This is a genomic window from Erythrobacter sp. HKB08 (genome assembly GCF_004114695.1).
In the GTDB taxonomy this organism is placed as follows: domain Bacteria; phylum Pseudomonadota; class Alphaproteobacteria; order Sphingomonadales; family Sphingomonadaceae; genus Parerythrobacter_A.
In genome coordinates, this window is record NZ_CP035310.1 from 139,407 (window position 1) to 165,100 (window position 25,694).

Annotated in this window: 29 protein-coding genes; 14 read left to right on the forward strand and 15 right to left on the reverse strand. The window is 64.8% G+C overall.

The window, feature by feature from the left end; all coding sequences use genetic code 11:
• Nucleotides 1-175 precede the first annotated feature (175 nt).
• A complete protein-coding gene (locus EO245_RS00670) occupies nucleotides 176-577 on the forward strand; it encodes a DUF4345 family protein (RefSeq protein ID WP_128891123.1) in 402 nt (133 codons plus the stop codon).
• Here EO245_RS00670 and ubiB read toward each other — a convergent pair.
• On the reverse strand, nucleotides 560-2,116 hold the full coding sequence (ubiB, locus tag EO245_RS00675; protein ID WP_128891124.1) for a 2-polyprenylphenol 6-hydroxylase: 1,557 nt from the start codon (nucleotides 2,114-2,116) through the stop codon (nucleotides 560-562). The two genes, EO245_RS00670 and ubiB, sit on opposite strands and share 18 nt — an antisense overlap.
• A 4-nt stretch (nucleotides 2,117-2,120) precedes the next feature.
• Nucleotides 2,121-2,852, reverse strand: a complete 732-nt coding sequence (gene ubiE / locus EO245_RS00680; RefSeq protein ID WP_128891125.1) for a bifunctional demethylmenaquinone methyltransferase/2-methoxy-6-polyprenyl-1,4-benzoquinol methylase UbiE — start codon at nucleotides 2,850-2,852, stop codon at nucleotides 2,121-2,123.
• 57 nt (nucleotides 2,853-2,909) lie between these two features.
• On the opposite strand from ubiE, the gene mutM reads away from it, so the two are divergent.
• From mutM to EO245_RS00705, 5 genes are all read left to right on the forward strand, one after another.
• Entirely contained in the window at nucleotides 2,910-3,725 is an 816-nt protein-coding gene (gene mutM, locus EO245_RS00685; RefSeq protein ID WP_128891126.1) for a bifunctional DNA-formamidopyrimidine glycosylase/DNA-(apurinic or apyrimidinic site) lyase, read from the forward strand.
• Nucleotides 3,726-3,851: 126 nt separating this feature from the next.
• The gene (gene rpsT / locus EO245_RS00690) at nucleotides 3,852-4,112 is read left to right on the forward strand and encodes a 30S ribosomal protein S20 (protein ID WP_128891127.1); all 261 of its coding nucleotides are present in this window, start codon (nucleotides 3,852-3,854) and stop codon (nucleotides 4,110-4,112) included.
• 425 nt (nucleotides 4,113-4,537) lie between these two features.
• Nucleotides 4,538-6,004: a chromosomal replication initiator protein DnaA gene (dnaA, locus tag EO245_RS00695; RefSeq protein WP_128891128.1), complete on the forward strand. Its 1,467-nt coding sequence runs from the start codon at nucleotides 4,538-4,540 to the stop codon at nucleotides 6,002-6,004.
• A gap of 225 nt (nucleotides 6,005-6,229) precedes the next feature.
• A complete protein-coding gene (locus EO245_RS00700) occupies nucleotides 6,230-7,000 on the forward strand; it encodes a HesA/MoeB/ThiF family protein (protein ID WP_199798663.1) in 771 nt (256 codons plus the stop codon).
• On the forward strand, nucleotides 6,997-7,431 hold the full coding sequence (locus EO245_RS00705) for a hypothetical protein (protein ID WP_128891129.1): 435 nt from the start codon (nucleotides 6,997-6,999) through the stop codon (nucleotides 7,429-7,431). The genes EO245_RS00700 and EO245_RS00705 overlap by 4 nt, the downstream gene beginning before the upstream one ends.
• On the opposite strand, the gene EO245_RS00710 is transcribed toward EO245_RS00705, so the two are convergent.
• Nucleotides 7,417-8,121 carry an NAD-dependent deacylase gene (locus EO245_RS00710; RefSeq protein ID WP_128891130.1) on the reverse strand — a complete coding sequence of 235 codons (705 nt, stop codon included), beginning with the start codon at nucleotides 8,119-8,121 and terminating at the stop codon, nucleotides 7,417-7,419. The two genes, EO245_RS00705 and EO245_RS00710, sit on opposite strands and share 15 nt — an antisense overlap.
• Nucleotides 8,122-8,155: 34 nt before the next feature.
• Between EO245_RS00710 and dapB the strand changes: the two genes are divergently transcribed.
• From dapB to EO245_RS00735, 5 genes are read left to right on the forward strand one after another with little or no spacing between them, the layout of a single operon-like run.
• Nucleotides 8,156-8,884, forward strand: a complete 729-nt coding sequence (gene dapB / locus EO245_RS00715; RefSeq protein ID WP_128893397.1) for a 4-hydroxy-tetrahydrodipicolinate reductase — start codon at nucleotides 8,156-8,158, stop codon at nucleotides 8,882-8,884.
• A complete protein-coding gene (locus EO245_RS00720) occupies nucleotides 8,881-9,714 on the forward strand; it encodes an ion transporter (protein ID WP_164931231.1) in 834 nt (277 codons plus the stop codon). Before dapB ends, EO245_RS00720 begins: the two co-directional genes overlap by 4 nt.
• A gap of 8 nt (nucleotides 9,715-9,722) precedes the next feature.
• Complete coding sequence (locus EO245_RS00725) at nucleotides 9,723-10,241, forward strand: hypothetical protein (RefSeq protein ID WP_128891132.1); 519 nt, start codon at nucleotides 9,723-9,725, stop codon at nucleotides 10,239-10,241.
• A 10-nt stretch (nucleotides 10,242-10,251) separates the two neighbouring features.
• Nucleotides 10,252-10,902, forward strand: a complete 651-nt coding sequence (gene nth / locus EO245_RS00730; RefSeq protein WP_128891133.1) for an endonuclease III — start codon at nucleotides 10,252-10,254, stop codon at nucleotides 10,900-10,902.
• Between the two features lie 43 nt (nucleotides 10,903-10,945).
• The gene (locus EO245_RS00735) at nucleotides 10,946-11,374 is read left to right on the forward strand and encodes an META domain-containing protein (RefSeq protein WP_128891134.1); all 429 of its coding nucleotides are present in this window, start codon (nucleotides 10,946-10,948) and stop codon (nucleotides 11,372-11,374) included.
• Here the strand turns inward: EO245_RS00735 and EO245_RS00740 are convergent, their stop codons facing one another.
• Together EO245_RS00740 and dapE are read right to left on the reverse strand one after the other, a co-directional pair.
• Nucleotides 11,375-12,610, reverse strand: a complete 1,236-nt coding sequence (locus EO245_RS00740; protein ID WP_128891135.1) for a dicarboxylate/amino acid:cation symporter — start codon at nucleotides 12,608-12,610, stop codon at nucleotides 11,375-11,377. It lies immediately after the preceding gene.
• Nucleotides 12,611-12,629: 19 nt separating this feature from the next.
• Nucleotides 12,630-13,769 carry a succinyl-diaminopimelate desuccinylase gene (gene dapE, locus EO245_RS00745; protein ID WP_128891136.1) on the reverse strand — a complete coding sequence of 380 codons (1,140 nt, stop codon included), beginning with the start codon at nucleotides 13,767-13,769 and terminating at the stop codon, nucleotides 12,630-12,632.
• Between the two features lie 30 nt (nucleotides 13,770-13,799).
• Between dapE and EO245_RS00750 the strand changes: the two genes are divergently transcribed.
• On the forward strand, nucleotides 13,800-14,267 hold the full coding sequence (locus tag EO245_RS00750) for a cupin domain-containing protein (protein WP_128891137.1): 468 nt from the start codon (nucleotides 13,800-13,802) through the stop codon (nucleotides 14,265-14,267).
• A gap of 3 nt (nucleotides 14,268-14,270) precedes the next feature.
• A complete protein-coding gene (locus EO245_RS00755; RefSeq protein WP_128891138.1) occupies nucleotides 14,271-14,879 on the forward strand; it encodes a LysE family translocator in 609 nt (202 codons plus the stop codon).
• On the opposite strand, the gene EO245_RS00760 is transcribed toward EO245_RS00755, so the two are convergent.
• The 9 genes from EO245_RS00760 to EO245_RS00800 all read right to left on the reverse strand — a co-directional run bounded on the left by EO245_RS00760 (nucleotide 14,876) and on the right by EO245_RS00800 (nucleotide 23,177).
• Nucleotides 14,876-15,796 (reverse strand): S1/P1 nuclease, encoded by a 921-nt coding sequence (locus EO245_RS00760; RefSeq protein ID WP_128891139.1) that lies wholly within the window; start codon nucleotides 15,794-15,796, stop codon nucleotides 14,876-14,878. The genes EO245_RS00755 and EO245_RS00760 overlap by 4 nt on opposite strands.
• Nucleotides 15,757-16,425: a glutathione S-transferase family protein gene (locus EO245_RS00765; protein WP_128891140.1), complete on the reverse strand. Its 669-nt coding sequence runs from the start codon at nucleotides 16,423-16,425 to the stop codon at nucleotides 15,757-15,759. The genes EO245_RS00760 and EO245_RS00765 overlap by 40 nt, the downstream gene beginning before the upstream one ends.
• A 111-nt stretch (nucleotides 16,426-16,536) precedes the next feature.
• The gene (gene yihA / locus EO245_RS00770) at nucleotides 16,537-17,205 is read right to left on the reverse strand and encodes a ribosome biogenesis GTP-binding protein YihA/YsxC (protein ID WP_128891141.1); all 669 of its coding nucleotides are present in this window, start codon (nucleotides 17,203-17,205) and stop codon (nucleotides 16,537-16,539) included.
• Nucleotides 17,202-18,965 carry a membrane protein insertase YidC gene (gene yidC, locus EO245_RS00775; RefSeq protein WP_128891142.1) on the reverse strand — a complete coding sequence of 588 codons (1,764 nt, stop codon included), beginning with the start codon at nucleotides 18,963-18,965 and terminating at the stop codon, nucleotides 17,202-17,204. Before yidC ends, yihA begins: the two co-directional genes overlap by 4 nt.
• A 45-nt stretch (nucleotides 18,966-19,010) precedes the next feature.
• Nucleotides 19,011-19,220 (reverse strand): membrane protein insertion efficiency factor YidD, encoded by a 210-nt coding sequence (gene yidD, locus EO245_RS00780; RefSeq protein ID WP_128891143.1) that lies wholly within the window; start codon nucleotides 19,218-19,220, stop codon nucleotides 19,011-19,013.
• Nucleotides 19,217-19,651, reverse strand: a complete 435-nt coding sequence (rnpA, locus tag EO245_RS00785; protein ID WP_128891144.1) for a ribonuclease P protein component — start codon at nucleotides 19,649-19,651, stop codon at nucleotides 19,217-19,219. Before rnpA ends, yidD begins: the two co-directional genes overlap by 4 nt.
• A gap of 150 nt (nucleotides 19,652-19,801) precedes the next feature.
• A complete protein-coding gene (gene rpmH, locus EO245_RS00790) occupies nucleotides 19,802-19,936 on the reverse strand; it encodes a 50S ribosomal protein L34 (protein WP_128891145.1) in 135 nt (44 codons plus the stop codon).
• A 66-nt stretch (nucleotides 19,937-20,002) separates the two neighbouring features.
• The gene (locus tag EO245_RS00795; protein WP_199798664.1) at nucleotides 20,003-20,794 is read right to left on the reverse strand and encodes an alpha/beta hydrolase; all 792 of its coding nucleotides are present in this window, start codon (nucleotides 20,792-20,794) and stop codon (nucleotides 20,003-20,005) included.
• A 91-nt stretch (nucleotides 20,795-20,885) separates the two neighbouring features.
• Nucleotides 20,886-23,177 (reverse strand): FG-GAP-like repeat-containing protein, encoded by a 2,292-nt coding sequence (locus EO245_RS00800; RefSeq protein ID WP_128891146.1) that lies wholly within the window; start codon nucleotides 23,175-23,177, stop codon nucleotides 20,886-20,888.
• Between the two features lie 141 nt (nucleotides 23,178-23,318).
• On the opposite strand from EO245_RS00800, the gene EO245_RS00805 reads away from it, so the two are divergent.
• Complete coding sequence (locus tag EO245_RS00805; RefSeq protein WP_128891147.1) at nucleotides 23,319-24,827, forward strand: YifB family Mg chelatase-like AAA ATPase; 1,509 nt, start codon at nucleotides 23,319-23,321, stop codon at nucleotides 24,825-24,827.
• Between the two features lie 7 nt (nucleotides 24,828-24,834).
• On the opposite strand, the gene yaaA is transcribed toward EO245_RS00805, so the two are convergent.
• Nucleotides 24,835-25,620, reverse strand: a complete 786-nt coding sequence (gene yaaA / locus EO245_RS00810; RefSeq protein ID WP_128891148.1) for a peroxide stress protein YaaA — start codon at nucleotides 25,618-25,620, stop codon at nucleotides 24,835-24,837.
• Nucleotides 25,621-25,694: the final 74 nt, after the last annotated feature.

Below are 25,694 nucleotides of genomic sequence, written 5' to 3' on the forward strand. Positions count from 1 at the left end.
AACTCATTGTCGACTAATCCCCTTTTGGGCCCACGCCCTGGTTAACCATGTTGCGCAGCCTAACGCGCACTTGCAATGCCCGCCAGACCTGCCGCGCCTTGGTTACGATTTCTCTGGCGCATCATGCTTACCCGGCTGTAAACCTTTGGCAGAAAACAAAGGGGGAGACGCTAACATGAGACTGGTACTGACCGCGCTGATATTCCTCGGCGGGATATTCTTCCTGGTGACGGGGCTCGGCTTCCTGTTCGATCCGGCCACCAGCGCGGAAGGCTTCGGCATTCACGCGGACAACAGCACGGGCCTCGCCGCGATCCGCGCAGACATGACCGCTTTCTTCGTCGTCTCGGCCGTGTGCATGATGCTGGGCGCCTGGTTCCGCAACGGGACCGTGCTGCTGTTCCCGGCAGCGATGTTCGGCATCGCCCTGCTCGGCCGCTTCATCAGCATCTTCGCCGACGGAACGACCGAAGGCTTCTGGCTCCCGATGGTGGTCGAGGCGCTGACGGTAATCGTGCTGCTGATCGCGAGCCGCGTACTGCCGCACCGCGACGATATGCTAGCCGATCCAGCCTGACATGAGGGCGGCGGCCACTGCGCCACCACCTGCCAGCGCCGCGACCAGATAGCCGAGCAAGCCTCGCCCGCGACGCTCGCGGCGCTGCCACATCAGCTCGACTTCGGGCAGCGGCGGCGGCTCGGGCGCGCCGCCCTTGGGCGGGTAGCGGTCCTCAATGCGGCGGATGAGGTCTGGCAGGCGCAGCAACGTCTGCGTGTCTTCGCGGATCTTCTCCGCAATCGCTGCTTCCGGGCCGAGCTCGTCGCGAATCCAGCTGCGCACATAGGGCGCGGAAACATCCCACATGTTGATCTCGGGATTGAGCTGGGTCGCGATGCCTTCGACCATCACCATGGTCTTTTGCAGCAGCAGGAGGTGCGGCTGGGTCTGCATGTCGAAGTCGCGGGTGATCGCGAACAGCCCGTCAAGCATCTGGCCGACCGACAATTCGCTGACCGGCTTGCCGCGCATCGGCTCGCCTACGGCGCGCAGTGCAGTCGCGAACTCTTCGACCGAGTGGTAGCTAGGCACATATTGCGCTTCGAAATGGATTTCGGCGACGCGGCGATAATTGCCGGTGGTCAGGCCGTAGAGGATTTCCGCCAGCCATTGGCGCGCGCGCCGGTCGATGCGGCCCATGATGCCGAAATCGATCGCGACGATCGTCCCGTCCGCGCGCACGAACAGGTTCCCCTGGTGCATGTCGGCATGGAAGAAGCCCGCACTGATCGCCTGGCGCAGGAAAGCGAGCACCAGCCGCTCGGCAAGCTCGGGCAGGTCGTGCCCGGCCGCGATCAGCGCCTCGCGATTGGAAATCTTGATCCCGTCGACCCACTCGACAGTCATCACCCGGCCATTGGTCCGGTCCCAGTCGATTGCGGGAACTTCGTATCCGTCGACCGCGGTCATCGCCTCGGCAAGCTCGGAAGCCGAGGCCGCCTCGCGCCTCAGGTCGAGCTCGCGATTGGTCCAGCGTTCGAAATTGGCGATGGTCAGGCGCGGACGCAGGCGCTGGGCTTCGCCGCCCATCGCTTCGAGGTGCGCAGCGGCCCAGTGGTAGGTCTGGATATCGCGCGCGAAACGCTCTCGAATGCCGGGGCGCAGGACTTTGACCGCTACCTGCTTGCCCTCGGTGGTCACGGCGCGGTGGACTTGCGCGATCGAGGCCGCGCCCACCGGCTCGGGGTCGAATTCGGAGAACAGGTTTTCGAGCGGCTGGTCGAAGCTCGTCTCGATCGAGGTGCGGATCTTCTCGAAATCGACCGGCGGCAAATTGTCCTGCAGGCTGAGCAGATTGCGCGCCGCTTCCTCGCCGACGAGGTCGGGCCGGGTCGCGAGCGACTGGCCGAGCTTGATCGCAGCCGGGCCGATGTCGCGGAATGCACTCGCATAGTCGGGCGTGCGCGGCTGCATCGTGCCGAAGCGTGCGATCCGCGCGAGGCGCTTGACCGGCCCCGGCGTATTGGCATCGCGCTCGATCCCGCGCAGCGCGCCGTGCCGCGCGAGCGTGCGGCCCCATTTGAGAAGCCGGAAGATATGCGTGGCAGGCTTGGTCACGCGATCAGATCTTCCATCCCGAATGGATCGCGACGGCCCCGCCCAGGATCGGCTCGACCTTGGTCCTGGTGAAACCGGCCTGGCGGATCATCGCCTCGAATTCGTGCATCTTCGGGAAGCGGCGGATCGATTCGGCGAGATAGCGATAGCTGTCCTCGTCCTGCGCGATGATCTTGCCCATCTGCGGCATCAGCTTGTGCGAATAGAGATCGTACACTTCCTTGAAGCCCGGCCAGGTCGTGGTCGAAAACTCGAGGCAGTAGAATCGCCCGCCATGCTTCAAGACGCGGTGCGCCTCGGCCAGCGCCTTGTCGATATGCGTCACGTTCCGGATGCCGAAGGCGATCGTGTAGGCATCGAAGCTGCGCGAGGAGAATGTCAGTTCCTCCGCATTCTGGCGCGACCAGACGAGGCTATCGAGGCCGCGATCCATTGCGCGTTCGATGCCGACGTCGAGCATGTCCTGGTTGATGTCCGATACGGTCACGCGCGCACCGCGCTCGGCCATGCGGAAGGCGATGTCGCCCGTGCCGCCTGCCATGTCGAGGATCGCCTCGCCCGGCTGCGGTTTGACCCGGCGCACGAAGCGGTCCTTCCACAAACGGTGCATGCCGGCCGACATCGCATCGTTCATGATGTCGTATTTTGCGGCAACGCTGGAAAAGACCGCGCCGACGCGCTGGGTCTTCTCGTCCGGGGCGACGTCTTCGTAGCCGAAGGATACCTTGTCGTTCATGGCCTGCGCCTTAGGAGGAATTGCGAGGCGGGCAAAGGGTGTTAAGGGAGCCATCCCATGCCCGAACTACCTGAAGTCGAAACAACGGTCCGCGGTCTCGCCCGGTTCCTCGATGGCGAGACCATCGTGCGTGCGCAGGTCAACCGGCCCGACATGCGTCGCCCTTTCCCGCCCGACCTCGTGCAGATGCTGACAGGGGCGCGGGTCACCGGCCTCGGGCGGCGCGCCAAGTTCGGCCTCATACACACCGACCGCGACCAGACGCTGGTCTTCCACCTCGGCATGAGCGGGCGCTGGCGAATCGATCCGGAGGAGGATGACAAGCACGACCACTTCGTCGTCGAGACGGCAGGCCACCGCTTCGCGCTATGCGATCCGCGACGCTTCGGATGGGTCGACCTGGTCGCAAGCGATTCGCTTTCCGACTGGCCGAGCTTTGCCGGCATGGGCCCCGAACCGCTCGGCACCGAACTGTCGGCCGGCTACCTCAAGGCGGTGCTCAAGGATCGCAGGCAGGCGATCAAGCTGATGCTGCTCGACCAGCGGATCGTCGCCGGGCTCGGCAATATATATGTATGCGAGGCGCTGTGGCGGGCGGGCATCCATCCGCGCAAGGCCGCCGGCAAGGTTTCGAAGCCCGCGCTCGAACGGCTCGTGCCCGCGATCCGCGAAGTGCTCACCCAGTCGATCGAGGATGGCGGCTCGAGCCTGCGCGACTATGCGAGGCCCGATGGCGAGCTCGGCTATTTCGCCACCCGATTCGATGTCTATGGCCGCGAAGGCGAAGCTTGCCACCGCGACGATGGCGGGACTATCCGCCGCATCGTGCAGGGCGGTCGCAGCACCTGGTTCTGCCCGAGGTGCCAGCGATAGGGCGTTTTGCTTGACGATTCGCGCTTGCCACCCTATGTGGCGCGCTTTCCGACGGGTATCCGTCGTTTCCGAGATAGCAGACAGATCATCCGGTCGTGCAAGGACGGCCGAGAAACAAGGACGAACATGGCCAATACGCCGCAAGCCAAGAAGCGCATCCGCCGCAACAACCGCCGCGCCGAGATCAACGGTGCGCGCATGAGCCGCATCCGCAACTTCGTGAAGAAGGTCGAGACCGCGATCGAAGGTGGCGACAAGGCCGCTGCTGCGGAAGCTCTCAAGAACGCCCAGCCGGAAATGGCTCGCGGCGTCGCTCGCGGCGTGCTGCACAAGAACACCGCAGCGCGCAAGATGAGCCGACTCAGCAAGCGAGTCGCTGCTCTCTGATTCGTCTTGCGGGGGGCTTCCTCCGTAACTTTGCATAGCCAAAAGGGCCGGCGGTTTTCCGTCGGCCCTTTTGCTGCGTGCATGCTGCAGCGCGAAGAGTCCCCGAACTGAAACAAAAACTCTAGGAAGTCCCGCGATTCGCAGGCTCGAAACCGCAATTTCGCAGAGTAAACAGCCTGTTAAACGCAAGTCTGCGGGGTTGCGGCGAGTCAATAGAATTATTTCAGATTTTTTGCGCCATCCCCACTTGCGACTCTTCGCCAGTGGTTCATAAAGGCTCTCCAAGCACTGAGCTGGACGGTCGGTGCTCTTACATAATCGCGGACGCACCCCTCCCGGATTCATCGATTCCGGGCAATGGCGAAGCTGTGTCCGCACGGGGGATAATAAGCCGGCGGCGGGTCGGATTGTTGGGGTGAGTTTACATGGCGAACAAGAGTTCGGCGTCGGGACCGGCGCGGCGCAAGGCTGGCAAGGACGAAATGGAAGATATGGAAGCCGTGAACCTGGCAGCCGACTGGGCTGATATCAGCCAGGGCCTGCGCAAGGATCTCGGTCACCAGCTTCACAGCCAGTGGATCAAGCCGATCCAGGTCGGCGGCCTGTGCCGCGAAACCGGCACGCTCGACCTTTACCTGCCGACCGAGTTCAGCGCGAACTGGGTGCAGGACCGATTCGCCGATCGCCTCTCGCTCGCATGGAAGATCGCTCGCAGCGAAGTGCGCACGGTGCGCATCTCGGTTCACCCTGGCCGTCGCAAGCTGAACGACCTCAACCTCGGCAACGGTCCGCGCGCGGCCAACGACGGCGGCGACACTTCGATGATCGCGGTGAGCGCAGCCAATCTCGGCGATGCAGGCTTCACCTCCTCGGTCGGCCTCGACCCGTCGCTGACCTTTGCGGCCTTCGTGACCGGCGAGACCAACATTCTCGGCTGCAATGCCGCACAGCGCATGGCGGCAACCGAACAGCCGCAGTTCTCGCCGCTCTATCTCAAGGCCGCGACCGGCCAGGGCAAGACGCACCTGCTGCACGCGATCGGCCACGCCTATCTCGGCGCCCATCCGCGTGCGCGCATCTTCTACTGCAGCGCCGAGCGCTTCATGGTCGAATTCGTCCAGGCGCTCAAAGCCAACCAGATGATCGAGTTCAAGGCGCGCCTGCGCAGCTTCGACCTGCTGCTGGTGGACGACATCCAGTTCATCATCGGCAAGGCGAGCGCCCAGGAAGAGCTGCTCTACACGATCGATGCGCTGCTCGCAGAGGGCAAGCGACTGGTCTTCGCTGCCGACCGCGCACCGCAGGCTCTCGACGGGGTCGAACCGCGCCTTCTCTCGCGCCTGTCGATGGGCCTCGTCGCCGACATCCAGGCAGCCGATATCGAGCTGCGCCGCAAGATTCTCGAATCGAAGCTGACCAAGTTCGCACCGCTCGAGGTTCCCGAAGACGTCATCGAATTCCTCGCCCGCACCATCACGCGCAACGTCCGCGAGCTGGTCGGCGGCCTCAACAAGCTGATCGCCTATGCCCAGCTGACCGGCCAGGAAGTTAGCCTCGGCCTCGCCGAGGACCAGCTGACCGACATCCTCTCGGCCAATCGCCGCCGCATCACGATCGACGAGATCCAGCGCACCGTGTGCCAGTTCTATCGCATCGATCGCAGCGAGATGTCGTCCAAGCGCCGCGCCCGCGCTGTCGTGCGCCCGCGCCAGGTGGCGATGTATCTCTCCAAGGTCCTGACCCCGCGCAGCTACCCGGAAATCGGGCGCAAGTTCGGCGGAAGGGATCACTCGACGGTCATCCACGCGGTGCGCCTGATCGAGGACCTGCGCCAGCGCGATGCCGATATGGACGGCGATGTGCGCAGCCTGCTGCGTCAGCTCGAAAGCTGACGGCTCTTCGGGATCGCGCCCACTCATAGAGCACAAGCAATGCACTGCTGATCGACAGCCCTGCCCACAGGGCTGTCGACAGTGCGTCTGTGTCCGGACTGCCGCCGGCAGGCCGCAAGGGCGACCGCCCGCCCGCAGCGCCTACCGAGCCGCGAGGATAGCCAAGTGAGCGAATGCGAACGCCGGCGCTTGAGGCGCGACGAAAAAACCGCCAACAGCTGCGAAATGAGCTTGTCTCCCGAGCGTCTCGACCGCTTTGCGCGCCATATCGTGCTGCCGGAAATCGGCGGTGCGGGCCAGGCCGCGCTGGTCGACAGCCACGTCGTGATCGTCGGCCTCGGCGGAATCGGTTCGCCTGTGCTGCAGTATCTCGCAGGCGCCGGCATCGGACGGCTGACGCTGGTCGACAGCGACACGGTCGATGCGAGCAACCTCCAGCGCCAGACGCTCTTTTCCGAACGAGACGTCGACCATGGCAAGGCGGTCGCGGCGCGCCGCTGGGTGCAGAATTTCGACCGCTCGCTGCGGGTGACGATCAGCGACCGGCGCATCACCGCCGATAATGCGGGCGAGTTGATGGGAAGCGCCGACCTCGTGCTCGACGGGACCGACAATTTCGCGACCCGCCTCGCGGTCTCCGATGCCTGCGTGAAGGCTGGCGTCCCGCTGCTTTCCGCTGCGGTCGGCCGCTTCCAGGGGCAGGTCGGCGCCTTTGCGGGCCATCTTGAAGAACAGGCCTGCTACCGGTGCTTCGTCGGCGACGCCTTCGATGCCGAGGACTGCGACACCTGCGCCGAAGACGGCATGCTCGGCGCGATGGCCGGATGGGCCGGCACCTTCGCCGCGATGCAGGCGGTGCGCGTATTGCTCGATGGCAAGGCAGCATTCGGCGATCCGCAATGGGGCCGGCTCCACATCCTCGACGGGATGAAGGCCACCATGCGCACGCTCACGATCCAGAAGGACCCGGACTGCAAGAGCTGCGGCAACCCGTGAGCTACCAGCCGGATGGCACGCCGAAGATCATCTTCGGGGGCATCGCCATCGTGGTCGTCGGCCTGTTCCTGTTCCTCGCGGGCAATGCAGTGCTCCCGTATTTCTACGAGGCATACCAGCGCGACCAGATCGAGGAGTGCGAAGACGATCATCCGGTTGCCACCGATGCGTGGACCACCATTTTCGGCTTCGACATGGGCGGCCGCTACATCGTGGGCGACGGCGCGGAAGATCGCGCGCTGATCGAATGCATCGTGGACAGCCTGAGCGTGCGCTACGTATCCACCCCGCTCTACGGGCAGCAACACGCCGAATACCCCGCGCTATCGATCGTCTTCGGCGCATTCGATAACGGATACGGCCTGACCTATTACTCCGGCAGCGAACCATTCGCCGAAGGGGTGATTCCGCGAAGCTCAACCGCGCCCTAGGATTTCGTCCACCCATGTCGGCACGAGCTCGCCCGCGCGCCCCTGCCGCGATTCGTGGAACCAGTGCGAGCCTTCGCTGCGTTCCAGATTGAGTTCGAGGGTCCGCACACCGAGCTCCCTCGCATCACGCACGAAGCCTGCTGCCGGATAGACCGCGCCCGAGGTGCCGATGCTGACGAACAGGTCCGCGCCGCGCAGCGCGGAATAGATGCGGTCCATCTGGTAGGGCATTTCGCCGAACCAGACGACGTCGGGCCGAAGCGAGGGCGCCTGGCACACCGGGCACGGCGGGCGGTCCGACATGGCCGCATCCCAGGGCGAGCGCATCTCGCATGCGGTGCACAGCGCGCTCTTCAGCTCGCCATGCATATGCAGCACACGGCGAGCACCGGCGCGTTCGTGCAGGTTGTCGACGTTCTGGGTCACGATCAGAAGTTCGCCGGAAAATTCGGCATCGAGCCTCGCCAGTGCCTCATGCGCCGGATTGGGCTGAACCCCGGCTAGCGCCTTGCGCCGCAAGTCGTAGAAGCCCAGCACAAGGTCGGGATCGCGCGCAAAGCCCTCTGGCGTCGCGACATCCTCCACCCTGTGCTGCTCCCACAGCCCGCCTGCGTCCCTGAAGGTATCGATGCCGCTTTCTGCGGATATCCCCGCCCCGGTGAGGATGACGATGCTGGAAATCTCTGCCATGCATGCCATCAAGCACCTGGGAATGGGGAGTGCAATGGCGCGGATCGGCATCATCGGCAGCGAGGGACGCATGGGGCATGCGCTCGCGCGGGCAATCGAGGGTGCGGGACACGAAGTCGCTGGCGGGGTCGACAAGGGCGGCGATGTCGCCCGGCTCGCCGACAAGAGCGATGCGCTGGTCGATTTTTCCGCACCGGCGGCACTCGAAGCCAATCTCCACGCAGCAATCGGCGCAGGTATTCCCATCCTGATCGGCACGACCGGTCTGGAAGAACGCCATTTTCGCGCGATCGACGATGCCGCGCGCTGCGTGCCCATCCTGCAGACCGGCAATACCTCGCTCGGCGTGAACCTGCTTTCGCACCTGGTGCGCGAGGCGGCGAGCAAGCTCGGCGACGACTGGGATATCGAAATCGTCGAGATGCATCACCGGATGAAGGTCGACGCACCCTCGGGCACTGCCAAGCTGCTCGGCGAAGCGGCCGCGGAGGGGCGCGGGATCGACCTTGCCGACAACAGCGAGAGCGGGCGCGACGGCCATACCGGTGCCCGGGCGCGCGGCGCGATCGGCTTTGCGGCGCTGCGCGGCGGGACTGTCGCGGGCGAGCATTCGGTGATCTTCGCGGGCGAGGAAGAGCGCATAACCCTTGCACACAGCGCGGAGAATCGCATGATCTTCGCTCGCGGGGCGATTACCGCCGCCGCATGGCTGATCGGCAAGCCGGGGGGACGTTACGCCATGGCCGACGTTTTGGGCCTTTGACCATCGGTCCTGTCAGACAGGACACTCTTCGCGCGAAGGTCTTCGCCCACATCGATCCGCGCGCGCGCAACATCGAAGGCCTGTCCTTCTTCAACAAGATCATCATCGTCGTGGTCGTCGTCGCTTCGGTCGGCGCGATCCTCCACACCGAACCCGGCCTGGTCGACGATTACGAGCGCGAGTTCTTCTGGTTCGAGGTCTGCGCCGGCGCGATCTTCTTGCTCGAATACGGCCTGCGCCTGTGGACTGCGCCGGAAGCCACACCCAACTTCAGCCCGACGGTCGCGCGGTTGCGGTTCGTATTCTCACCGCTCGGGCTGCTCGATCTCGTCATCATCGCGTCGATCTTCACGCCGCTCCTGTTCGAGAATTCGGCCTTCCTCAGGATGCTGCGCGTAATGCGCATCCTCGCGCTTGCCCGCCTCACCCGCTTCTCGATAGCGCTGCGCTATCTCGTGGGCTCGATCAACGAGCGCCGCTACGACCTGCTCATCACTTTGTGCATGGCAGGTTTCCTGATGCTGTTCGGGGCGAGCGCGCTTTACTGGATCGAGGGCAAGGAACAGCCGGAGGCGTTCGGTTCGATCCCGCGCGCGTTGTGGTGGTCGGTCATAACGCTGACGACGGTCGGCTATGGCGACGTCTCGCCGGTGACGGCGCAAGGCAAGATCGTCGCCTCCTTCGTCGCCCTGTCGGGTGTCGCCCTGGTCGCGCTGCCGACGGGTATCCTCGCCGCGGCATTCAGCGATTCGATGCAGCGCCGCCGCGAGGAGATCAAGGCGCTCAAGGAAGCCGACGAAATCGCCCGGCGCTCCACGCCGATCGAATGACGGCCACCGTGACTGCATCCGCATGCCGCTGGAAATCCGCAGGCGGCGGTGAAGAAGCGGGTGCGGCCTGCCTCGCATTCCTGGAGCAAGTCGGGATCGAGGTCGACTGGCTGGACGGAAAAGGCGACACTCAATTGCTCGATGGCCTCGCAATCATCGAAGGGCGGCTGTTGGTCGATCCCGAAGTCGAAATCTGGCCGGGAGATATCCTGCATGAGGGCGGCCATATCGCCGTCGCCGATCCGGAAATCCGCCCAAGCCTCGGTCCGATTGAACCCGATCCGACCGATGAAATGATGGCGATCGCCTGGTCATTCGCCGCCGCGCGGCAGTGCGGTCTGGAACTCAAGAACCTGTTCCACGAAGGCGGCTATCGCGGCGACTCGAAAAAGCTGCAGACGAGTTTTGCCACCGGCCACTATATCGGCGCGCCGATGCTCGGCTATTACGGCATGACCGCCGATTTGCAGACCGCCCTTGCACAAGGAACGGTCTCCTTTCCCAACATGATCCGCTGGATACGCTGACACTCACCCGATGACCAAGGACCAGATCTTCGAGTTTTTCCGCCGTCTCGCGGAGGACAATCCCGAGCCGGAAACCGAGCTCGAATACGGCAATTGCTACCAGCTGGTGGTCGCTGTCGCTTTGTCGGCGCAGGCGACCGACGTCGGCGTGAACAAGGCGACCCGCAAGCTCTTCGCCGAAGTAAAGACGCCGCAGCAGATGCTCGACCTAGGCCTCGAAGGGCTGACCGAGCACATCAAGACCATCGGCCTGTTCAACTCGAAGGCGAAGAACGTCATCGCGCTGAGCCAGCTGCTAATCGACGAGTATGGCGGCGAGGTCCCGGACACGCGCGACGATCTCGTCCGGCTACCGGGCGTCGGGCGAAAGACGGCGAATGTCGTGCTCAACTGCTGGTTCAAGCAGGAAACCTTCGCGGTCGACACGCACATCCTGCGCGTCGGCAATCGCACCGGCCTCGCCAAGGGCAAGACGCCGGAAGCTGTCGAGGCGAAGCTCGAAAAGCGCGTGCCGCAGCCGTTTCGCCTGCACGCACACCATTGGCTCATCCTGCACGGCCGCTACATCTGCAAGGCGCGCACGCCGGAATGCTGGCGCTGCCCGGTGGTCGACCTGTGCAGCTACCGCAAGAAAGTGCTGGAGAAGCCCAAGGGGCGGTGAAGATCGCTCTGGATCGAAGAGCGATGTTGCGCATTCCCTTGATATGAAAGCATTTCAAGCTGCAGCCATTCTAGGCGCAATGTTTCTCAGCGGATGTATGACGCCGCTGTCCGAGGCGACAAATCCGATTGATCAGTCGTCAATTCTCGGACGGTGGGAGCTTTCACGGATTGATCGAAAAACGATCGACAATGCAATCTCCCTCGATTTCAGGGCGAACGGCGAGGTCAGAGGGGCGATCGAGTGCAATTCTTTCCTGACCGATTACGAAATCAAGGGTCAGACGATTGAGCTCGGAAACGCCATTGTCACTGCCGCAGGATGCCACCCGCGCTTCGATACCGACCCGAAGTTGGTCGAGCGCGCCGAGGCGACAATGTTCGCCGAACCCCCGGCCAGCATTAGCGACGACGGGCAGACACTCGTTCTAAGCGGGGTCAGCGTCCTCGTCTTTAAGCGAATTCGCCAATAATCAGACATCGTCCGCGCTGATCATTTCCTCGCGGTCGATCTCGCCGGTCATCACCGCCACCGTCGTCGCCACCGCAGCGTCGCCGCTGACGTTGGTGGTGGTGCGCATCATGTCCATGATCCGGTCGACACCGGCGACGAAGGCGATCGTCTCGAGCGGCACGCCGACCGCGCCGAAGACCAGCGCCATCATGATGAGCCCTGCGCCCGGGATGCCCGCCGCGCCGACTGCGCCGAGCGTGCCGAGGATCGAGATCAGGAAGTACTGCCCCCAGGTGAGGTCGACGCCGAAGATCTGCGCGCCGAACAGCGTGGCAAGGCCGAGATACATCGCGGTGCCGTTCATGTTGATCGTCGCGCCGAGCGAGATGACGAAGCTCGCGACCGAGTTCGACACGCCGAGGTTGCGCTCCGCACAGCGCAGCGTCACCGGCAGCGTCGCGTTCGAGCTGGCGGTCGAATAGCTGACCGCAATCGCATCGATGATGCCGCGGAAGAAATCGATCACCGGCAGCTTGGCGAGGAATTTGATCATTGCGGCATACATGACGAAGATGATCAGCAGGCAGCCGAGGTAATTGAGCGCCACCAGCTTGGCGAGCGCGCCGAGCGCGTCGAGGCCGAGCGTGCCGGCGACCCAGGCCATCAGCGCGAAGACGCCGAAGGGCGTGAGTTCCATCACGATCATGGTGACCTTCTGCATCACCACCGCGCCGCTATCGAAGATCTTCTGGACCGGTGCGCCCTCGTCCTTGGCCATCAGGATGCCGATGCCGAGCAGCAGCGAGAAGATGATCAGCGGCAGGACGTTGACGTCGGCCATGGTCTGGACCGGGCTCTGCGGGACCATGCCGAGCAGCATTTCGCGCCAGGTCGTATCGTTCGGCGGCGGCGGATCTCCGATTTGCAGCGAGGAGGTATCGACCCCGATGCCCGGCTGGATCACCGTGCCGAGGAACAGGCCGAGCCAGACCGCGATCTGTCCGGTCACGACGAAGAGGAGCAGCGCGCGCCAGCCGACGCTGCCGAGCTTGCGCAGGTCACCGATACTCGCGACGCCTGCAACGAGGCTGAAGAAGATCAGCGGGACGACCAGCATCTTGATGAAGGCGACGAAGATGTCGCCGATGATCTTGATGCTCTCCGCACCCGGACCCCAGAACCAGCCGACCGCGATGCCGAGCACCAGCGCGGCGATCACTCTCTGCCACAGCGGAATTGCAAACCAGGCGCGCATTCAGGCGACCCCCCTCTTGTCAGTCCATTGCCAGCGCCGCTTTTGCGATACGCGTGTAGATGCGGCTTAGCGTATCCAGGTCCGCCAAGGCTACAGCTTCGTCGGTCTTGTGCATGGTTGCGTTGCACAGGCCGAATTCGATCACCGGGCAGACCGCGCGAAGGAAGCGAGCGTCGGAGGTGCCGCCGGAGGTCGAAGCTTCGGGTTCGATCCCGGTTTCCGCCTTCACCGCATCGGCGATGATCTGCGAGAACTCGCCCGGCGGTGTGAGGAACGGCTCGCCCGAAATGATCGGCAGCGCGCTGCCGCCGTGCTTTTCCGCGATCGATCCGACCCGTTCCGACAGGCTCGCACCCGAGTGCAGGTCGTTGAAGCGGATCGAGATGCGCGCCCTCGCCTTCGCGGGAATGACGTTGTGCGCCGGATTGCCGACCTCGATCTCGGTAATCTCGAGATTGGACGGCTGGAACCAGTCCGTGCCGTGGTCGAGATCGAGCGCGTCGAGTTCGGCGAGCATCGCGACCAGCTTGGGAAGCGGATTGTCGGCGAGATGCGGATAGGCGACGTGGCCCTGCGTGCCCTCGACCGTCAGCCAGATATTGACCGAGCCGCGACGGCCGATCTTCATCATGTCCCCCAGCCGGTTGACCGAGGTCGGCTCGCCGACGAGGCACAGGTCCGGCCGGATGCCCTGCTCGTTCATGTAATCGATGAGAGCGCGCGTGCCGTGCAGCGCGGGGCCTTCCTCGTCGCCGGTGATGATGAAGCTGATCGTGCCCGCGTCCTGCGGCACGTGCTTCACCGCTTTGACCATGCAGGCGATCGCGCCCTTCATGTCGACCGCGCCCCGGCCATGGAGCAGTTCTCCGCGAACTTCGGGCGCAAACGGCGCGCTGGTCCAGCCATCGCCCGGCGGGACCACGTCGAGATGGCCCGCGAAGGAGAAGTGCTTGCTGCCTTCGGGACCGCGGCGAATGGCGAAGAGGTTCTCGACCGGAGCTTCCTCGCTGCCGGGATCGCCCTCTCCGCGCGTGAAGCGGTGTATCTCGAACCCGAGCGGGGCGAGCATCGCTTCCATCACGTCGAATACAAGGCCGGTGGCCGGCGTAACGCTCGGCGCTTCGATCAGGCGATTGGCGAGGCTTGCGACTTCGGTCATGATGCAAGCGCCTAGCAGGAGAAATTGCCGATGCCCAAGCTCGATCTCGATGCGATCCCGCAAACCAATGCGACCGGCTATCCTGCCTGCTATGCCGATGTCGTGCAGGAGCGGTGGTACCGGCGGCTCGCCCCGGCGAGCGGGATCGAGGATTTCGGCGCGAGCCACGTCGTCCTCAAGCCCGGTGCGTGGTCGGCCCAGCGCCACTGGCACGAAGGCGAAGATGAGCTGCTCGTCATGATTTCGGGCGAGGCGGTCTTAGTCGACGACAATGGCGACACGCTCATGCTGCCGGGCGATATCGCGGCATTCCCGAAGAACGACGGCAACGGCCATGTCCTGCAGAACCGCAGCGATGCGCCGTGTTCCTATGTCGTGATCGGCAAGCCTGCCGCGACCGATTGCCACTATCCGGATATCGACATGCACCTTTCCGCCGAAATCGGGGAGCAGCGGCGGAAGGACGGTTCGCGCTTCGACGATGCGGGAGCTGCCTGAGCCTTGGACATTGCCGGTTTCGCCCTTGCAGTCCTGCTGATCGAGCTCACGCCCGGCCCGAACATGGCCTGGCTCGCCGCGCTGACCCTGTCGCAGGGGCGGGCTGCAGGCCTGTCGGCAATCGGCGGGGTGGCGCTGGGGCTGATGGCCAATGCCTTGATCGCCGCACTCGGGGCGAGCTTCATCCTGACGAACAGCCCGTGGCTCGCCTCGGTGATGGGCTACGCGGGCGCTGCGATGATGCTCTATCTTGCTTGGGGAGCGTGGCGCGAAAGCGGCGAGACTTCACCCGCCGCAGTGCCGACCAAGCCCAATGGCGGGCATTTCGGCGCGGGCTTTGCGATCAATCTGCTCAATCCGAAAGCCGCGCTGTTCTTCCTGACCGTCGCACCGCAATTCGTGCCCGGACGCGCGCCCACGCCGTTCCAGGCGGTCGTGCTTGCGATCGTTTCGGTCTCGATCGCGACCATGATCCACTTCTCGCTGGTCGCGGGCGCGGCGCGGGTGCGCCCGCTGCTGCTGGCCCCGCAGCGCGCGACGATCCTGCGGCGCGCGATGGCTATACTGATGGTCGGCGTCGCGGCGTGGTTCGTCGCCGGAGCGCTTCGCTAGCGCCTGTCGCGCTCGGGCAGCGGTAGCGGCCCGGGCGCAAAGGCTTCATCGAGCAGCCGCGCCATGCGCAGCCCCGCCTGCTGGATGCGCTCCTGCGAAACGGGGATCGCCGTTGCGATATCGTCCTGGCTCAGCGCGGTCTCTCCCGGCAAATCGCCTGCGCACGGATCGGTATCGAAGGCCGTCGGGTAGAGGAAGTCGCGCCCGATCTGCCAGCTTTCGCGGCCCCAGTCGGTCGCATCGCCGGTCGCGATCGCGGCCTTTTCCGAAGCCGAGTAGCGACGCACCAGCGAGGGGCGTGCCGAGGTGATCGCGCGCTCGGCCAGCGGGCCGTCCCAGATCCAGTGCAGGTTGAGATCGGGCACGATGCCGTAGTCCGTCTCGCGGTCGTTGCCGCCACGGTCGTCCTTGTCGCCCGAGTGGAGCGGCTGGTGAATATCGCCCACGAAATGCACCATGAAAGCCAGCGCCTCGAGCCTGATGTGCGGCGGCAGGCTCTCGTCGGCGAGCAGGCGCTGGCTGCGCTCGATCTGCGCGGTGACGCAGTTACCGCCGCTGCAATTGGCGCGCGGGTTGTACGCCTCGCAGATCGGCGTGGTGCGATAATGCCAGGCGGCGGTGTAGCCCCAGCGCCAGTAGTCGCGGCGCACGCAGTCGGGCCACACACTCGCATCCTCGAGCGTCTTGAGGTCGCAATCCGGCGTGCCGAGCCGCGCTTCGTAGCGCAGCAGGCGCTCGATACCGGCGCGGGTTTCCGGCTTGATATTGGCAAGCGCGATCTGCGCCGTGGTGCGATGGCCATAGCCGCCCCAAGCCGCGGCAGGCGCCGGAAGCAGCGCCGTCAGCGCCAGTGCAACTGCGCCGAGCCAGCCGGCGATCAGTCCTGCGCGATGTTCTCGTATTGCTCGATGACCCATTCTTCGTCCTCTGCGGCAGCGACCCACTGCTGCATCCAGTCATGTTCCCACACGGCTTCCATATAGGCTTCCGCGAAGCCCGGCATACGAAAGCCATAGGTACGGAATCGTGACACCACCGGCGCGTAATAGATGTCAGCCGCGCTGAAAGTGCCGAACAAATACGGCCCGCCTTGCCCGAAGCGCGCCCGCGCCTCGGCCCAGAGCTGGAGGATGCGCACCGTGTCCGCCTTGGTCGCTTCGGAGATGCGCACGCCTTCGATTGTCCGGCGGATATTCATCGGGCATTCGCTGCGCAGCGAGGCGAAGGACGAATGCATTTCCGTCACCATGGATCGCGCCATGCCGCGCGCGGTATCGTCTTTCGGCCAGAACCGGTCGCGCCCGACCTTGTCGGCGAGATATTCGAGGATCGCGAGGCTGTCCCACACGACGGTTTCGCCGTCCCACAGGATCGGCACCTTGCCGTGGCTCGGCATCAGCCCGCCGTCGTCGTGCTTTTGCGCTTCCCATTGCTCGCCGAACATCGGGACGGTGATTTCCTCGAAGGAAAGCCCCGACTGCTTGACCGCGAGCCAGCCGCGCAGCGACCAGCTCGAGTAGTTCTTGTTGCCGATAATCAGCTTCATGGGCGCTCCCACCATTGCGCGATTGGGCCGCGTTAGGCGTTCAGTCTTACGCTGTCGAGACTGAACGAATGTTACACATGTTACGCTGTTCGCTGCTGCCCGCAGCCGGCCTCAGACGCCCGCATCGCGCAGCACGGCGGCGCGCAGTTCCTCGATCCCCATGCCCTTTTCCGCGCTGGTCAGGTGCAGCTCCGGATAGGCCGCCGGGTGCTTCTTCGCTTCCTCGGCCGTTGCGGCCGCGACCTTTTCGAGGTCGCTCGCCTTGATCTTGTCGGTCTTGGTGAGGACGATGCGATAGCCCACGGCCGCCTCGTCGAGCATCTTCATCATTTCGCGGTCGACGTCCTTCAGCCCGTGGCGGCTGTCGACGAGGACCAGCGTGCGATGGAGGACCGGACGCCCGCGAAGATAGGTCTTCACGAGCTTCTTCCACTTGTCGACCACCTTCACCGGGGCCTTGGCAAAGCCGTAACCGGGCATGTCGACGAGGCGGAATAGCGTCGGCTCGCCCACTTCGAAGAAGTTCAGCTCCTGCGTGCGGCCCGGCGTCACCGATGCGCGCGCGATGCCGCGCCGTCCGGTGAGCGCGTTGAGCAGGCTCGACTTGCCGACATTGGAGCGCCCGCAGAAGGCAATCTCCGGCACCGTCGGATCCGGCAGGAACTTCAGCTGCGGGGCGGAGAGCAGGAACTCGACGCGGCCCGAGAACAGCTTGCTCGCCCGGCGGGCCAGCTCCGCGTTCTCGCGCGCTTCGTCGTCGTCCCGCTCGGTCTCGTTCACGCCTTGCCCTTCTTCGCGTCGCGCTCGGCCGCGGCGGCTTTCTCCGCCTTCTCCTTCTCGGCCGCCGCCTTCAACTGCGGATGCTTCGAATAGAGATAGGTCTGCTGGGCGAGGGTAAGCAGGTTGTTGGTTACCCAGTAGAGCAGCAGGCCGGCCGCGAACGGCGCCATGACGAACATCAGCGCCCACGGCATGATCGAGAAGATCTGCGCCTGCACCGGGTCCATCGACGTCGGGTTGAGGCGGAAGGTCGCCCACATGGTCACGCCGAGCAGCACCGCCAGCACGCCGATGCCGAGGAAGCTCGGCGGATCGAACGGCAACAGGCCGAACAGGTTGAGGATCTTCGCCGGATCGGGCGCGGACAAGTCTTCGATCCACAGCACGAAAGGCTGGTGACGCATTTCGATCGCGAGGATCAGCACCTTGTAGAGCGCGAAGAAGATCGGGATCTGGATCAGCAGCGGGAGACAGCCGGCCAGCGGATTGACCTTCTCCTCCTTGTACAGCTTCATGATTTCCTGCTGCTGCTTCTGCTTGTCGTCCTTGAAGCGTTCCTGAATCGCCTTCATCTTCGGCTGGACGGCCTTCATCTGGGCCATCGAGGCGAACTGCTTCTGCGCGATCGGGAAAAGCAGCAGGCGGATCAGCACGGTCATCAGGATGATCGCGAGACCGAAGTTCTTCACCACGTCGAACAGGTTCGTCAGCAGCAACCAGATCGGCTTGGCGATCCAGCCGAACCAGCCCCAGTCGATCGCATTGCCGAAGCCTGCAACGCCGGCCGCTTCGTAACGGTCGAGGATCGCGCTTTCCTTCGCGCCCGCAAAGAGCTGCGTCGTGCGGCTGATCTGGCGACCGGCGGGCACGGTGACCGGCTGGTAGATGACATCGGCGCGGAAAATCTCGTTACCCTGCGAGCGGAAGTCTGCCTCTGCATTGGCGCCGTCTTGCGGGATCAGCGCGGAGAGCCAGTAGATGTCGGTGAAGCCGAGCCACTCGACATTGCCGGTCGGGATGTCGCTGCCGTCTTCAGCAAGGTCGTCGTAGTCCGGGCCGAAGCTCACGCCGTCACCGAAATTGCCGATCGGGCCGGAGTGGACGTTGAACGAATCGCTGCTCGCCGTCGCGCTGGTGCGATTGATGATCGCGAAGGGCCGCGCGACGATCGAACCGGCGCCGGTGTTGGCGACGGTCTGCTTCGCGCTGATCATGTAATGTTCGTCGATCGCCAGTTCGATCGAGAAGAGCTGGCCTTCGCCATTGTTCCACTTGAGCGTGGTCGGGCTGTCCTGCGTCAGCGGGCCACCTTCGACCTGCCACACGGTGTCGAGCGTCGGCAGCGCAATGCCTTCGCCGACCCAGCCGAACTGGGCGAAGTATTGCCCGTCGGTGCCTTGCGGCGCGAACAGGCGGACCGGGCCGCTGTCGTCCTTCACCGTCTGGCGGTGCGTCTTGAGCGAGAGATCGTCGATCTTCGCGCCGACCGGATTGATCGAACCGGTGATTTCCGGCGCATCGATCGCCACGCGCTCGGTGCTCGCAAGCGAAGCCTCGAGCGTCTGCGGAGCCGCGGCGGCATCGCCCTCGGCAATCTCGGCAGTTCCGCCGGCCACTGCAGGTGCGGCGGTTTCGCCTTCGGTCACTTCTTCGGTGATGGTCTCGGGCTGCGGATAGAAATAGCGGATCGCCATGTCCCATCCGATGAGCAACAGGCCGCACAGCACCACGGCGAGCAGGAGATTGCGCTGGTTTTGCAAGATATCGATCCCGGTTACGAAAGTCTGAGCTGTGTTATATAGGTACTACGGCACGGGATCATAGCCGTGCCCGCCCCAGGGGTGGCAGCGCAATATACGCTTCATCGCCATCCATCCACCCTTGATTGCCCCATATTTGCCGAGAGCCTCGATCGCATATTGCGAGCAGGAGGGCTGGTAGCGGCAGGTCGGCGGCAGGATGCGCGAAGGGCCCCACTGCCACGCCTTGGCGATCATGATGAAAAGATACTTCACCGGCGGCTCCCCCCGGACCTGCCGGAGCGGTTACGCGGCCTGCGGCTGCGCGGGCGGCGCGGCGGATCGCCCTTGCCCTCGGCAGCGCGCTTGAGGGCGACTTCGAGCTCCTCGCCCATCGCCGCGAAATCGCGCTCGACCCCGCCGTCGCGCCCGATGAGCACGTGGTCATGATCGGGCAGGCCATGAACGGGGAGCGCGGCGCGCAGCAGCTCGCGGAAACGCCGCTTCATGCGGTTGCGCACCACCGCGTTGCCGATCTTCTTGGTGACGGTGATGCCGTAGCGCATGCCCTCGCCCTGATTCGGGCGGGTGAGCAGCACGAACCCCGGCCGCGCCACGCGCAGCCCCTTGTTGGCCGCAAGAAAATCCGCCCGGCGCGTCAGCACCGCCGGTTTCGCAGGCGTGTCGTGCGATTGAGCTGAAGTCATGTCTCGCTCTTACCGAATCAGCCCGAACGTGAAAACGCAAACGGGCTCCCGAAGGAGCCCGCAAGGCCGACTGGCCGCCCGCAGCGACGCGGCCATCAGGCCGCGTGAGCGAGGATATCGCGCGCCCGGATGGGCGTCGCGCAAATCAAGTTACGCGCAGAGCGTCTTGCGGCCGCGCTTGCGACGGGCGCGCAGGACCTTGCGGCCACCGACAGTCGCCTTGCGGGCGAAGAAGCCGTGGCGACGCTTGCGCACGAGATTGCTGGGCTGGAAAGTCCGCTTCATTTTGACCTCGAATTAGCAAATAAAAAGGGCCGCCTCACGAGGCGACCGCCTGTATGGAGCGGGCCGTTACGGCAGGACCGGCTGCGAGTCAAGATATCCGGTGGCCTGATAGGCGATCTTCGGAGCCTGAGCCAGAGCCACGCGCGCCGGGGCGATCCACTGCCGCATCTCGCCAGCGGTCAGCCAGCGCGCCGAGGCGTGCGGGACCGAATTGGTCATGTCGTAAAAGGCCTGCGCGCGCGTCTCGCTCATGCCCATTTCCCGGTAGTAGTCGATGTAGAGCCGGTTGGCGGCCGAATTGGCGGCATAGTCCGCCGCTTCATAGCCGTAGCTGTCGAGCCAGCTGTGCACCGCGAATTCGGCGCCCTCGTCGATCCGGCGCGTGGCTCCGGCAAGGAAGACTTCGACCGCGCCCGAGCGCACCGATCCGCCGGCGGGCACATGGGTCTCGAGCCCGGCCGCGCGGATCAGGCGGCCTAGCGCCAGGTTGCCGCGATCGTCATCGGTCCCCGGGCAGTCGTGCATCTCGAGCACTTCGATCCCGGGATGATCGCGCAGCATCGCCTGGAAATAGGCCGGCGAATTGCCGTTCGTCACGCCATCTAGGGCAGCACGGCGCTCGTCGAGCACGCGGAACGGGCCGTAGCTGGCGATCGCCTGTTCTGCCTTCGCGCTCGGTGCAAGGCGCGCGGCCTGCAGCCGGTCCGCACCATCCGCAACGCGCACCCACTGGCCGCTCGCCGCATCCCATTCCTCCACCCAGGTCTCGACCGAAAGCACCTGCGCGCTGGCAGGGGCGGCGATCAGCAGGATCGCCGGTGCGAGGACGGTGAGAAGGCGTGCGATAGCAGCAAGCATGCTGCCCTTTTCGCGCGCGAGCCCTTACCGCGCCGACAAGCCATGCGGTTGCCGGGATATTTCAAAGCGTAGTTAACGAAGGCGCGGAAATTCAGTGACCGGAATGATTTGCGCGTGAAGGCATCCGTTTGAACCGTGCCGCCTTGCGAACGACCGGCTCGAGTGCATCCGCCCCTTCGACCACAAGGTAAGCGGCGTCCGGCGCGGCGCCCGTGAAGGTCTGCTCCCTGCCCGAGGCAGGCCAGCGGACGGTGACACGCTCGATCCGCGCCGCATCGCCAAGGCCGATGAGCTGTTCGAGCGGGCTCGACCCGAAGCTGCCGCCGGTGCCGACAACCCGCCAGACCGATCGTTTCCTTCCATCGCTCGCGATCAGGTCGACCCGGATGACTGCGCCGAACGCGCTGCGATTGCTTCGCCGCCCTTCCAGGGAAAGCGATATCCAGCGGTTTTCGTTATCGAGGTTTTCGAACAGGGCATTCATGTAGGTATCGCCCGCCGCCGCACCGCCGAGCTGCGCGAAGATGTCCGCATCCCCGTCGCGGTCGAAGTCGGCGAAAGCGATTCCGTGACCCTTCTGGATATGCCCCAGGCCCGAGGAGGCGGTTATTTCGGTAAAGCTGCCGCCCCCGCGATTCCACATCGCGGTGTTGGGAATGATCGCCTCATAGGCCGAAGCCCCCGTCCCCCAGTACATGTCGAGCCACCCGTCGTTATCGAAGTCGCCGAAACCCGATCCCATGACGTAGCTCGGCGCGGTGAGACCGGCGGCAACGGTGACATCCTCGAAAGTCCCATCGCCCCTGTTGCGGTAAAGCGCCGGGGCGGAAAACTTCGCGTCGAATTCGGCCGCATCGCGCCCGGCAAAGCTGCGCGCCATCGTGCCGGTGATGTCGCCAGAGCCATATCCCGCCACGAAAAGATCCTGCCAGCCGTCGTTGTCGTAATCGAAGAACCAGCTGGCAAAGCTGCGCTTCGGCCCGCCGACACCTGCCGCCTCGGTGACGTCTTCGAACGTCGCCCGACCCGTATTGCGAAACAGGTAATTCGTCTGTCGCAGGCAGGAGACGTGCAAGTCGGCGAAACCGTCGCCATCGTAATCGCCCGCCGCGACCGATTTCGGATTGCAGTCGAAGTCGCCCGGCGTCCATTCGGGCAGGCGCTCGAAGCGCTCGCCGTCGCGGTTCATGAAGATGTCGATCCGCCCCGCGACGCGGCGCATCTTCTTCTCGTTGGCGACCACCAGGTCGAGCCATCCGTCATTGTCGAGGTCGACGAAGGCGGAACTCAGCGTCGGCTCGAATTGCAAAAGGCCGAGTTCGACCGTCGCATCCTCGAAATTACCGTCGCCATCGTTGCGCAGCAGCGAATTCGGCAGGAGCCCGCGGCCATGCCCCCACGCGCCGCGCATCAGGTAGATATCGGCATCCCCGTCGTTGTCGAAATCGCCGTGGACGGCATTGAGTCCTCCGGTCAGCCCGGCGAGCCCGGCCGGCTCCGTCGCATCGACAAACCCCCCTTCGCCATCGCGCAGGTAGAGCAGAACCTCGCCGTTGATGGTCCAGCTGGTCGTGAAAATATCCAACTGTCCGTCGCCGTCGAAATCGTCGACCACCGCCGCCCCGGCGTTGTTCATGCGGTCGACCCCGGCAAGGTCGGATACATTGGCGAACCGGGGGCCGGTATAGTCCCCGATCGTGCCGGGCATCGGCAGCAGGTGTTCGGGAGGGACTTCGCCGGGATAGCCGCCCAGCGTCATATGCGCGATGTTGAGCAGCCACTTCGCTTCGTAATCGTCGGGTCGCTTCGCTAGGATGCGATCTTCCAGAATGGCGATCGCCTTGGTCGAGCCTTCCTCCAGCTGATGCTGCGCGCCGCGATCGATCGGCACGATGCAGGCCCCTGCATGGGGGTTGTTGAAGCAGTTCTGCTGTTCGCCCAGCCGGAGATAGGCGATCGCGAGATTGTCCTCGATCTGCGCGGCCAGTTCGTGCGGAGCGCCGCCTTCCTGCGCCCAGCGATCGGTCTTCTCCAGGATTTCGATGGCATCCACAGTCTCGCCGTCGTTCATGAGCCGGGCCGCGATGCGCAGGTGCCGGACGGCTTCCGGCGCGCCGTCTATGCCACGCCACAAGAAGTATCGGTCCCGCACGGCCCTCGCCGATGTGCGCAGCCAGGAGGCCTCTTCGCGCTTGCGGATATCGGCCAGCATCGCCTTCATGCCCTCGGTTCCGGGCCTGATCTCGAGGCGCTCGATGAAGGCCTCCATCGGCTCGTCGCGCAGGCTGTCCTGCCGCAAGTCCCAGACGGCGAACGCGGCAAGCAGCACGCCGAGGCATGCAGTCACCAGGAATACCCGCCGCCTACCGATCTTGCCTAGCACTGCACCCTCCTTACCCGAAACAAAGGACTATGCGGCTCTGGCTATTTTGACCAGCTTCGTTATTTCCCGTGTTTCCAAGCTGTTGTGTTGAGGACCACAAGCGGCTCGGCGTGAAGTCGAAGGATCGAAACGGGGGTTGCAGTGGTCGCTCTGGTCAGGACGGTGGCCTATCTCGGGCTGGAAGCGCGCGGGGTGGAGGTCCAGTGCTCGGTTGCGCCGGGCTTGCCGAATTTCACCATCGTCGGGCTGGCCGACAAGGCGGTAGGCGAAAGCAAGGAGCGGGTGCGCGCCGCGCTTTCCTCCATGGGCCTCGCGCTTCCGCCCAAGCGGATCACCATCAACCTCTCGCCGGCCGACTTGCCGAAAGAGGGCAGCCATTACGACCTGCCGATTGCACTCGCCCTGCTCGCCGCAATGGGCGTGACCGATGCCGAGCAACTGGGCGACTGGGTCGTGGTGGGCGAGCTCGCGCTCGACGGGCGGATCGGCGCTTCGCCTGGCGTGCTGCTCGCCGCGCTCCATGCCAGCAGCGAGGAAGCCGGCCTGATCTGCCCGGCGAGCCAGGGGGCCGAAGCGCGCTGGGCGAGCGGGGTCGCCGTCTGCGCCGCGCCCGACCTGCTTTCGCTGCTCAACCATTTGAAGGGCGAGGCGCAATTGCCTGCGCCCCAGCCGGGCGAGGTCGAGGCGCAGGCGCCCGGGCCGGATCTCAAGCAGGTAAAGGGTCAGGAAACCGCCAAGCGCGCGCTCGAGATCGCAGCGGCGGGCGGACACAATTTGCTGATGGTTGGGCCGCCCGGTGCGGGAAAGAGCCTGCTCGCTTCCTGCCTGCCGGGGATCCTCCCCGAACTCTCGCCATCCGAAGCGCTCGAGGTCTCGATGGTGCAATCGGTCGCCGGAATGCTCGAAGGCGGGCGCATCAGCCGCGCACGGCCGTTCCGCGCGCCGCACCATTCGGCGAGCATGGCTGCGCTGACCGGCGGCGGGCTCAAGGTGAAGCCGGGCGAGGTGAGCCTTGCGCATCTTGGCGTCCTGTTCCTCGACGAACTTCCCGAATTCCAGCGAGCCGTGCTCGATTCGCTGCGCCAGCCGCTCGAAACCGGGACGGTCGATGTCGCGCGGGCGAATGCGCATGTGACCTTTCCGGCGAACGTCCAGCTGGTCGCGGCGATGAACCCGTGCCGCTGCGGGCACCTGGGCGATGCAGCGCTCGCCTGCAGCCGCGCGCCGCGCTGCGCGGCCGATTACCAGAGCAAGGTGTCCGGCCCGATGCTCGACCGCATCGACCTGCATGTCGAAGTCGATCCGGTCAGCGCCGCCGACCTCGCCATGCCGCCGCCCGCGGAAGGAACCACCGAAGTCGCCGCGCGCGTCGCAGCCGCCCGGCAGGTCCAACTCGCCCGCCGCGAAGCGACCGGCGCGAGGACCAATGCCGAACTGCAGGGCGATGCGCTGGAGGAATTCGCCGGCCCCGACGAGGCGGGCCGCACCCTCTTGATGCAGGCCGCCGAAGCCATGCGCCTGTCGGCCCGCAGCTACACGCGAATGCTGAGGGTAGCGCGCACCATCGCGGACCTCTCAGGTGCCGGACAGGTCGGACGTATTCACGTGGCGGAGGCGCTCAGCTACCGAAGGCAGGCGCCGCGAGCTTAGGTCAGCGTTACTTCTTCACCGGCGGCTGCTTGCGCGAGAAGACGAGCTTGCCGACCTCCGAAGCGGCGGGGTCGTATTTGTAGCCCTCGGCATCGAAGTCCTTCAGCGCTTCGGCCTTGTCGATGCGGTTTTGCATGATCCAGCGAGCCATCAGGCCGCGTGCGAACTTCACGTGGTACATCGGGCGCTTGGGTTCGCCGTCCTTGATGTTGATGAAATCCGCGGTGATCACCGGCGCATCGAGCGCAGCGGTGTCGACCGCGCCGAAATATTCGTTGGAAGCAAGGTTCACGATCGTCCGGTCGCCGTGCCCTTTGAGGTCGCCCTTGAGCGTTTCGGCAAGGCGGCTGCCCCAGAAATCGTAGAGCGATTCCCCGCGCGGGTTGGCCATCTTGGTGCCCATCTCGAGACGGTAGGGCTGGATCGCGTCCATCGGGCGCAGCAGGCCGTAGAGGCCCGAGAGGATCCGCAAGTGGTGTTGCGCATAGGCGAGCGTTTCGTCGTCGAGACTCTTCGCTTCAAGGCCCCAATAGACGTCGCCATCGAAGGTCAGCCCGGCGGGCTTGGTCGATGCCGCCTCGTTGTCGAGATCGAACGCCTTGAAGCGGTCGGCATTGAGCTCGGCGAGATTGTCCGAAATGCGCATCAGGCGCTTGAGGTCGGCCGCCGACTGCTTCTTCGCGACCGTTGCAATCGCGCGCATGTCGTCCGTCAGGCGCGGCTGCGTCGGGGCGAGGTCGGTGGTGGCGGGATCGAAGTTCAGTTTCTTGGCGGGCGAGAGAAGCGTCAGCATCGGATGCGGCGTGTCCTGTCGATTTGCGGATGAATGCAGAAGGCGGATCTGCGTTGCCTTAAGGAAGCAGCTTC

Excerpts from the sequence above, each read along its gene's own strand:
- dapE (WP_128891136.1), bottom strand. The coding sequence starts at position 13,769 with ATGACCGAAGTCGCAAGCCTCGCCAATCGCCTGATCGAAGCGCCGAGC.
- nth (WP_128891133.1), top strand. The coding sequence starts at position 10,252 with ATGACCAAGGACCAGATCTTCGAGTTTTTCCGCCGTCTCGCGGAGGAC.
- rpmH (WP_128891145.1), bottom strand. The coding sequence starts at position 19,936 with ATGAAGCGGACTTTCCAGCCCAGCAATCTCGTGCGCAAGCGTCGCCAC.
- EO245_RS00750 (WP_128891137.1), top strand. The coding sequence starts at position 13,800 with ATGCCCAAGCTCGATCTCGATGCGATCCCGCAAACCAATGCGACCGGC.
- EO245_RS00740 (WP_128891135.1), bottom strand. The coding sequence starts at position 12,610 with ATGCGCGCCTGGTTTGCAATTCCGCTGTGGCAGAGAGTGATCGCCGCG.
- EO245_RS00700 (WP_199798663.1), top strand. The coding sequence starts at position 6,230 with ATGAGCTTGTCTCCCGAGCGTCTCGACCGCTTTGCGCGCCATATCGTG.
- yaaA (WP_128891148.1), bottom strand. The coding sequence starts at position 25,620 with ATGCTGACGCTTCTCTCGCCCGCCAAGAAACTGAACTTCGATCCCGCC.
- EO245_RS00670 (WP_128891123.1), top strand. The coding sequence starts at position 176 with ATGAGACTGGTACTGACCGCGCTGATATTCCTCGGCGGGATATTCTTC.
- rnpA (WP_128891144.1), bottom strand. The coding sequence starts at position 19,651 with ATGACTTCAGCTCAATCGCACGACACGCCTGCGAAACCGGCGGTGCTG.
- EO245_RS00795 (WP_199798664.1), bottom strand. The coding sequence starts at position 20,794 with ATGCTTGCTGCTATCGCACGCCTTCTCACCGTCCTCGCACCGGCGATC.
- dapB (WP_128893397.1), top strand. The coding sequence starts at position 8,156 with ATGGCGCGGATCGGCATCATCGGCAGCGAGGGACGCATGGGGCATGCG.
- EO245_RS00735 (WP_128891134.1), top strand. The coding sequence starts at position 10,946 with ATGAAAGCATTTCAAGCTGCAGCCATTCTAGGCGCAATGTTTCTCAGC.
- mutM (WP_128891126.1), top strand. The coding sequence starts at position 2,910 with ATGCCCGAACTACCTGAAGTCGAAACAACGGTCCGCGGTCTCGCCCGG.
- EO245_RS00765 (WP_128891140.1), bottom strand. The coding sequence starts at position 16,425 with ATGAAGCTGATTATCGGCAACAAGAACTACTCGAGCTGGTCGCTGCGC.
- dnaA (WP_128891128.1), top strand. The coding sequence starts at position 4,538 with ATGGCGAACAAGAGTTCGGCGTCGGGACCGGCGCGGCGCAAGGCTGGC.
- EO245_RS00760 (WP_128891139.1), bottom strand. The coding sequence starts at position 15,796 with ATGGGTCATCGAGCAATACGAGAACATCGCGCAGGACTGATCGCCGGC.
- rpsT (WP_128891127.1), top strand. The coding sequence starts at position 3,852 with ATGGCCAATACGCCGCAAGCCAAGAAGCGCATCCGCCGCAACAACCGC.
- ubiE (WP_128891125.1), bottom strand. The coding sequence starts at position 2,852 with ATGAACGACAAGGTATCCTTCGGCTACGAAGACGTCGCCCCGGACGAG.
- EO245_RS00710 (WP_128891130.1), bottom strand. The coding sequence starts at position 8,121 with ATGGCAGAGATTTCCAGCATCGTCATCCTCACCGGGGCGGGGATATCC.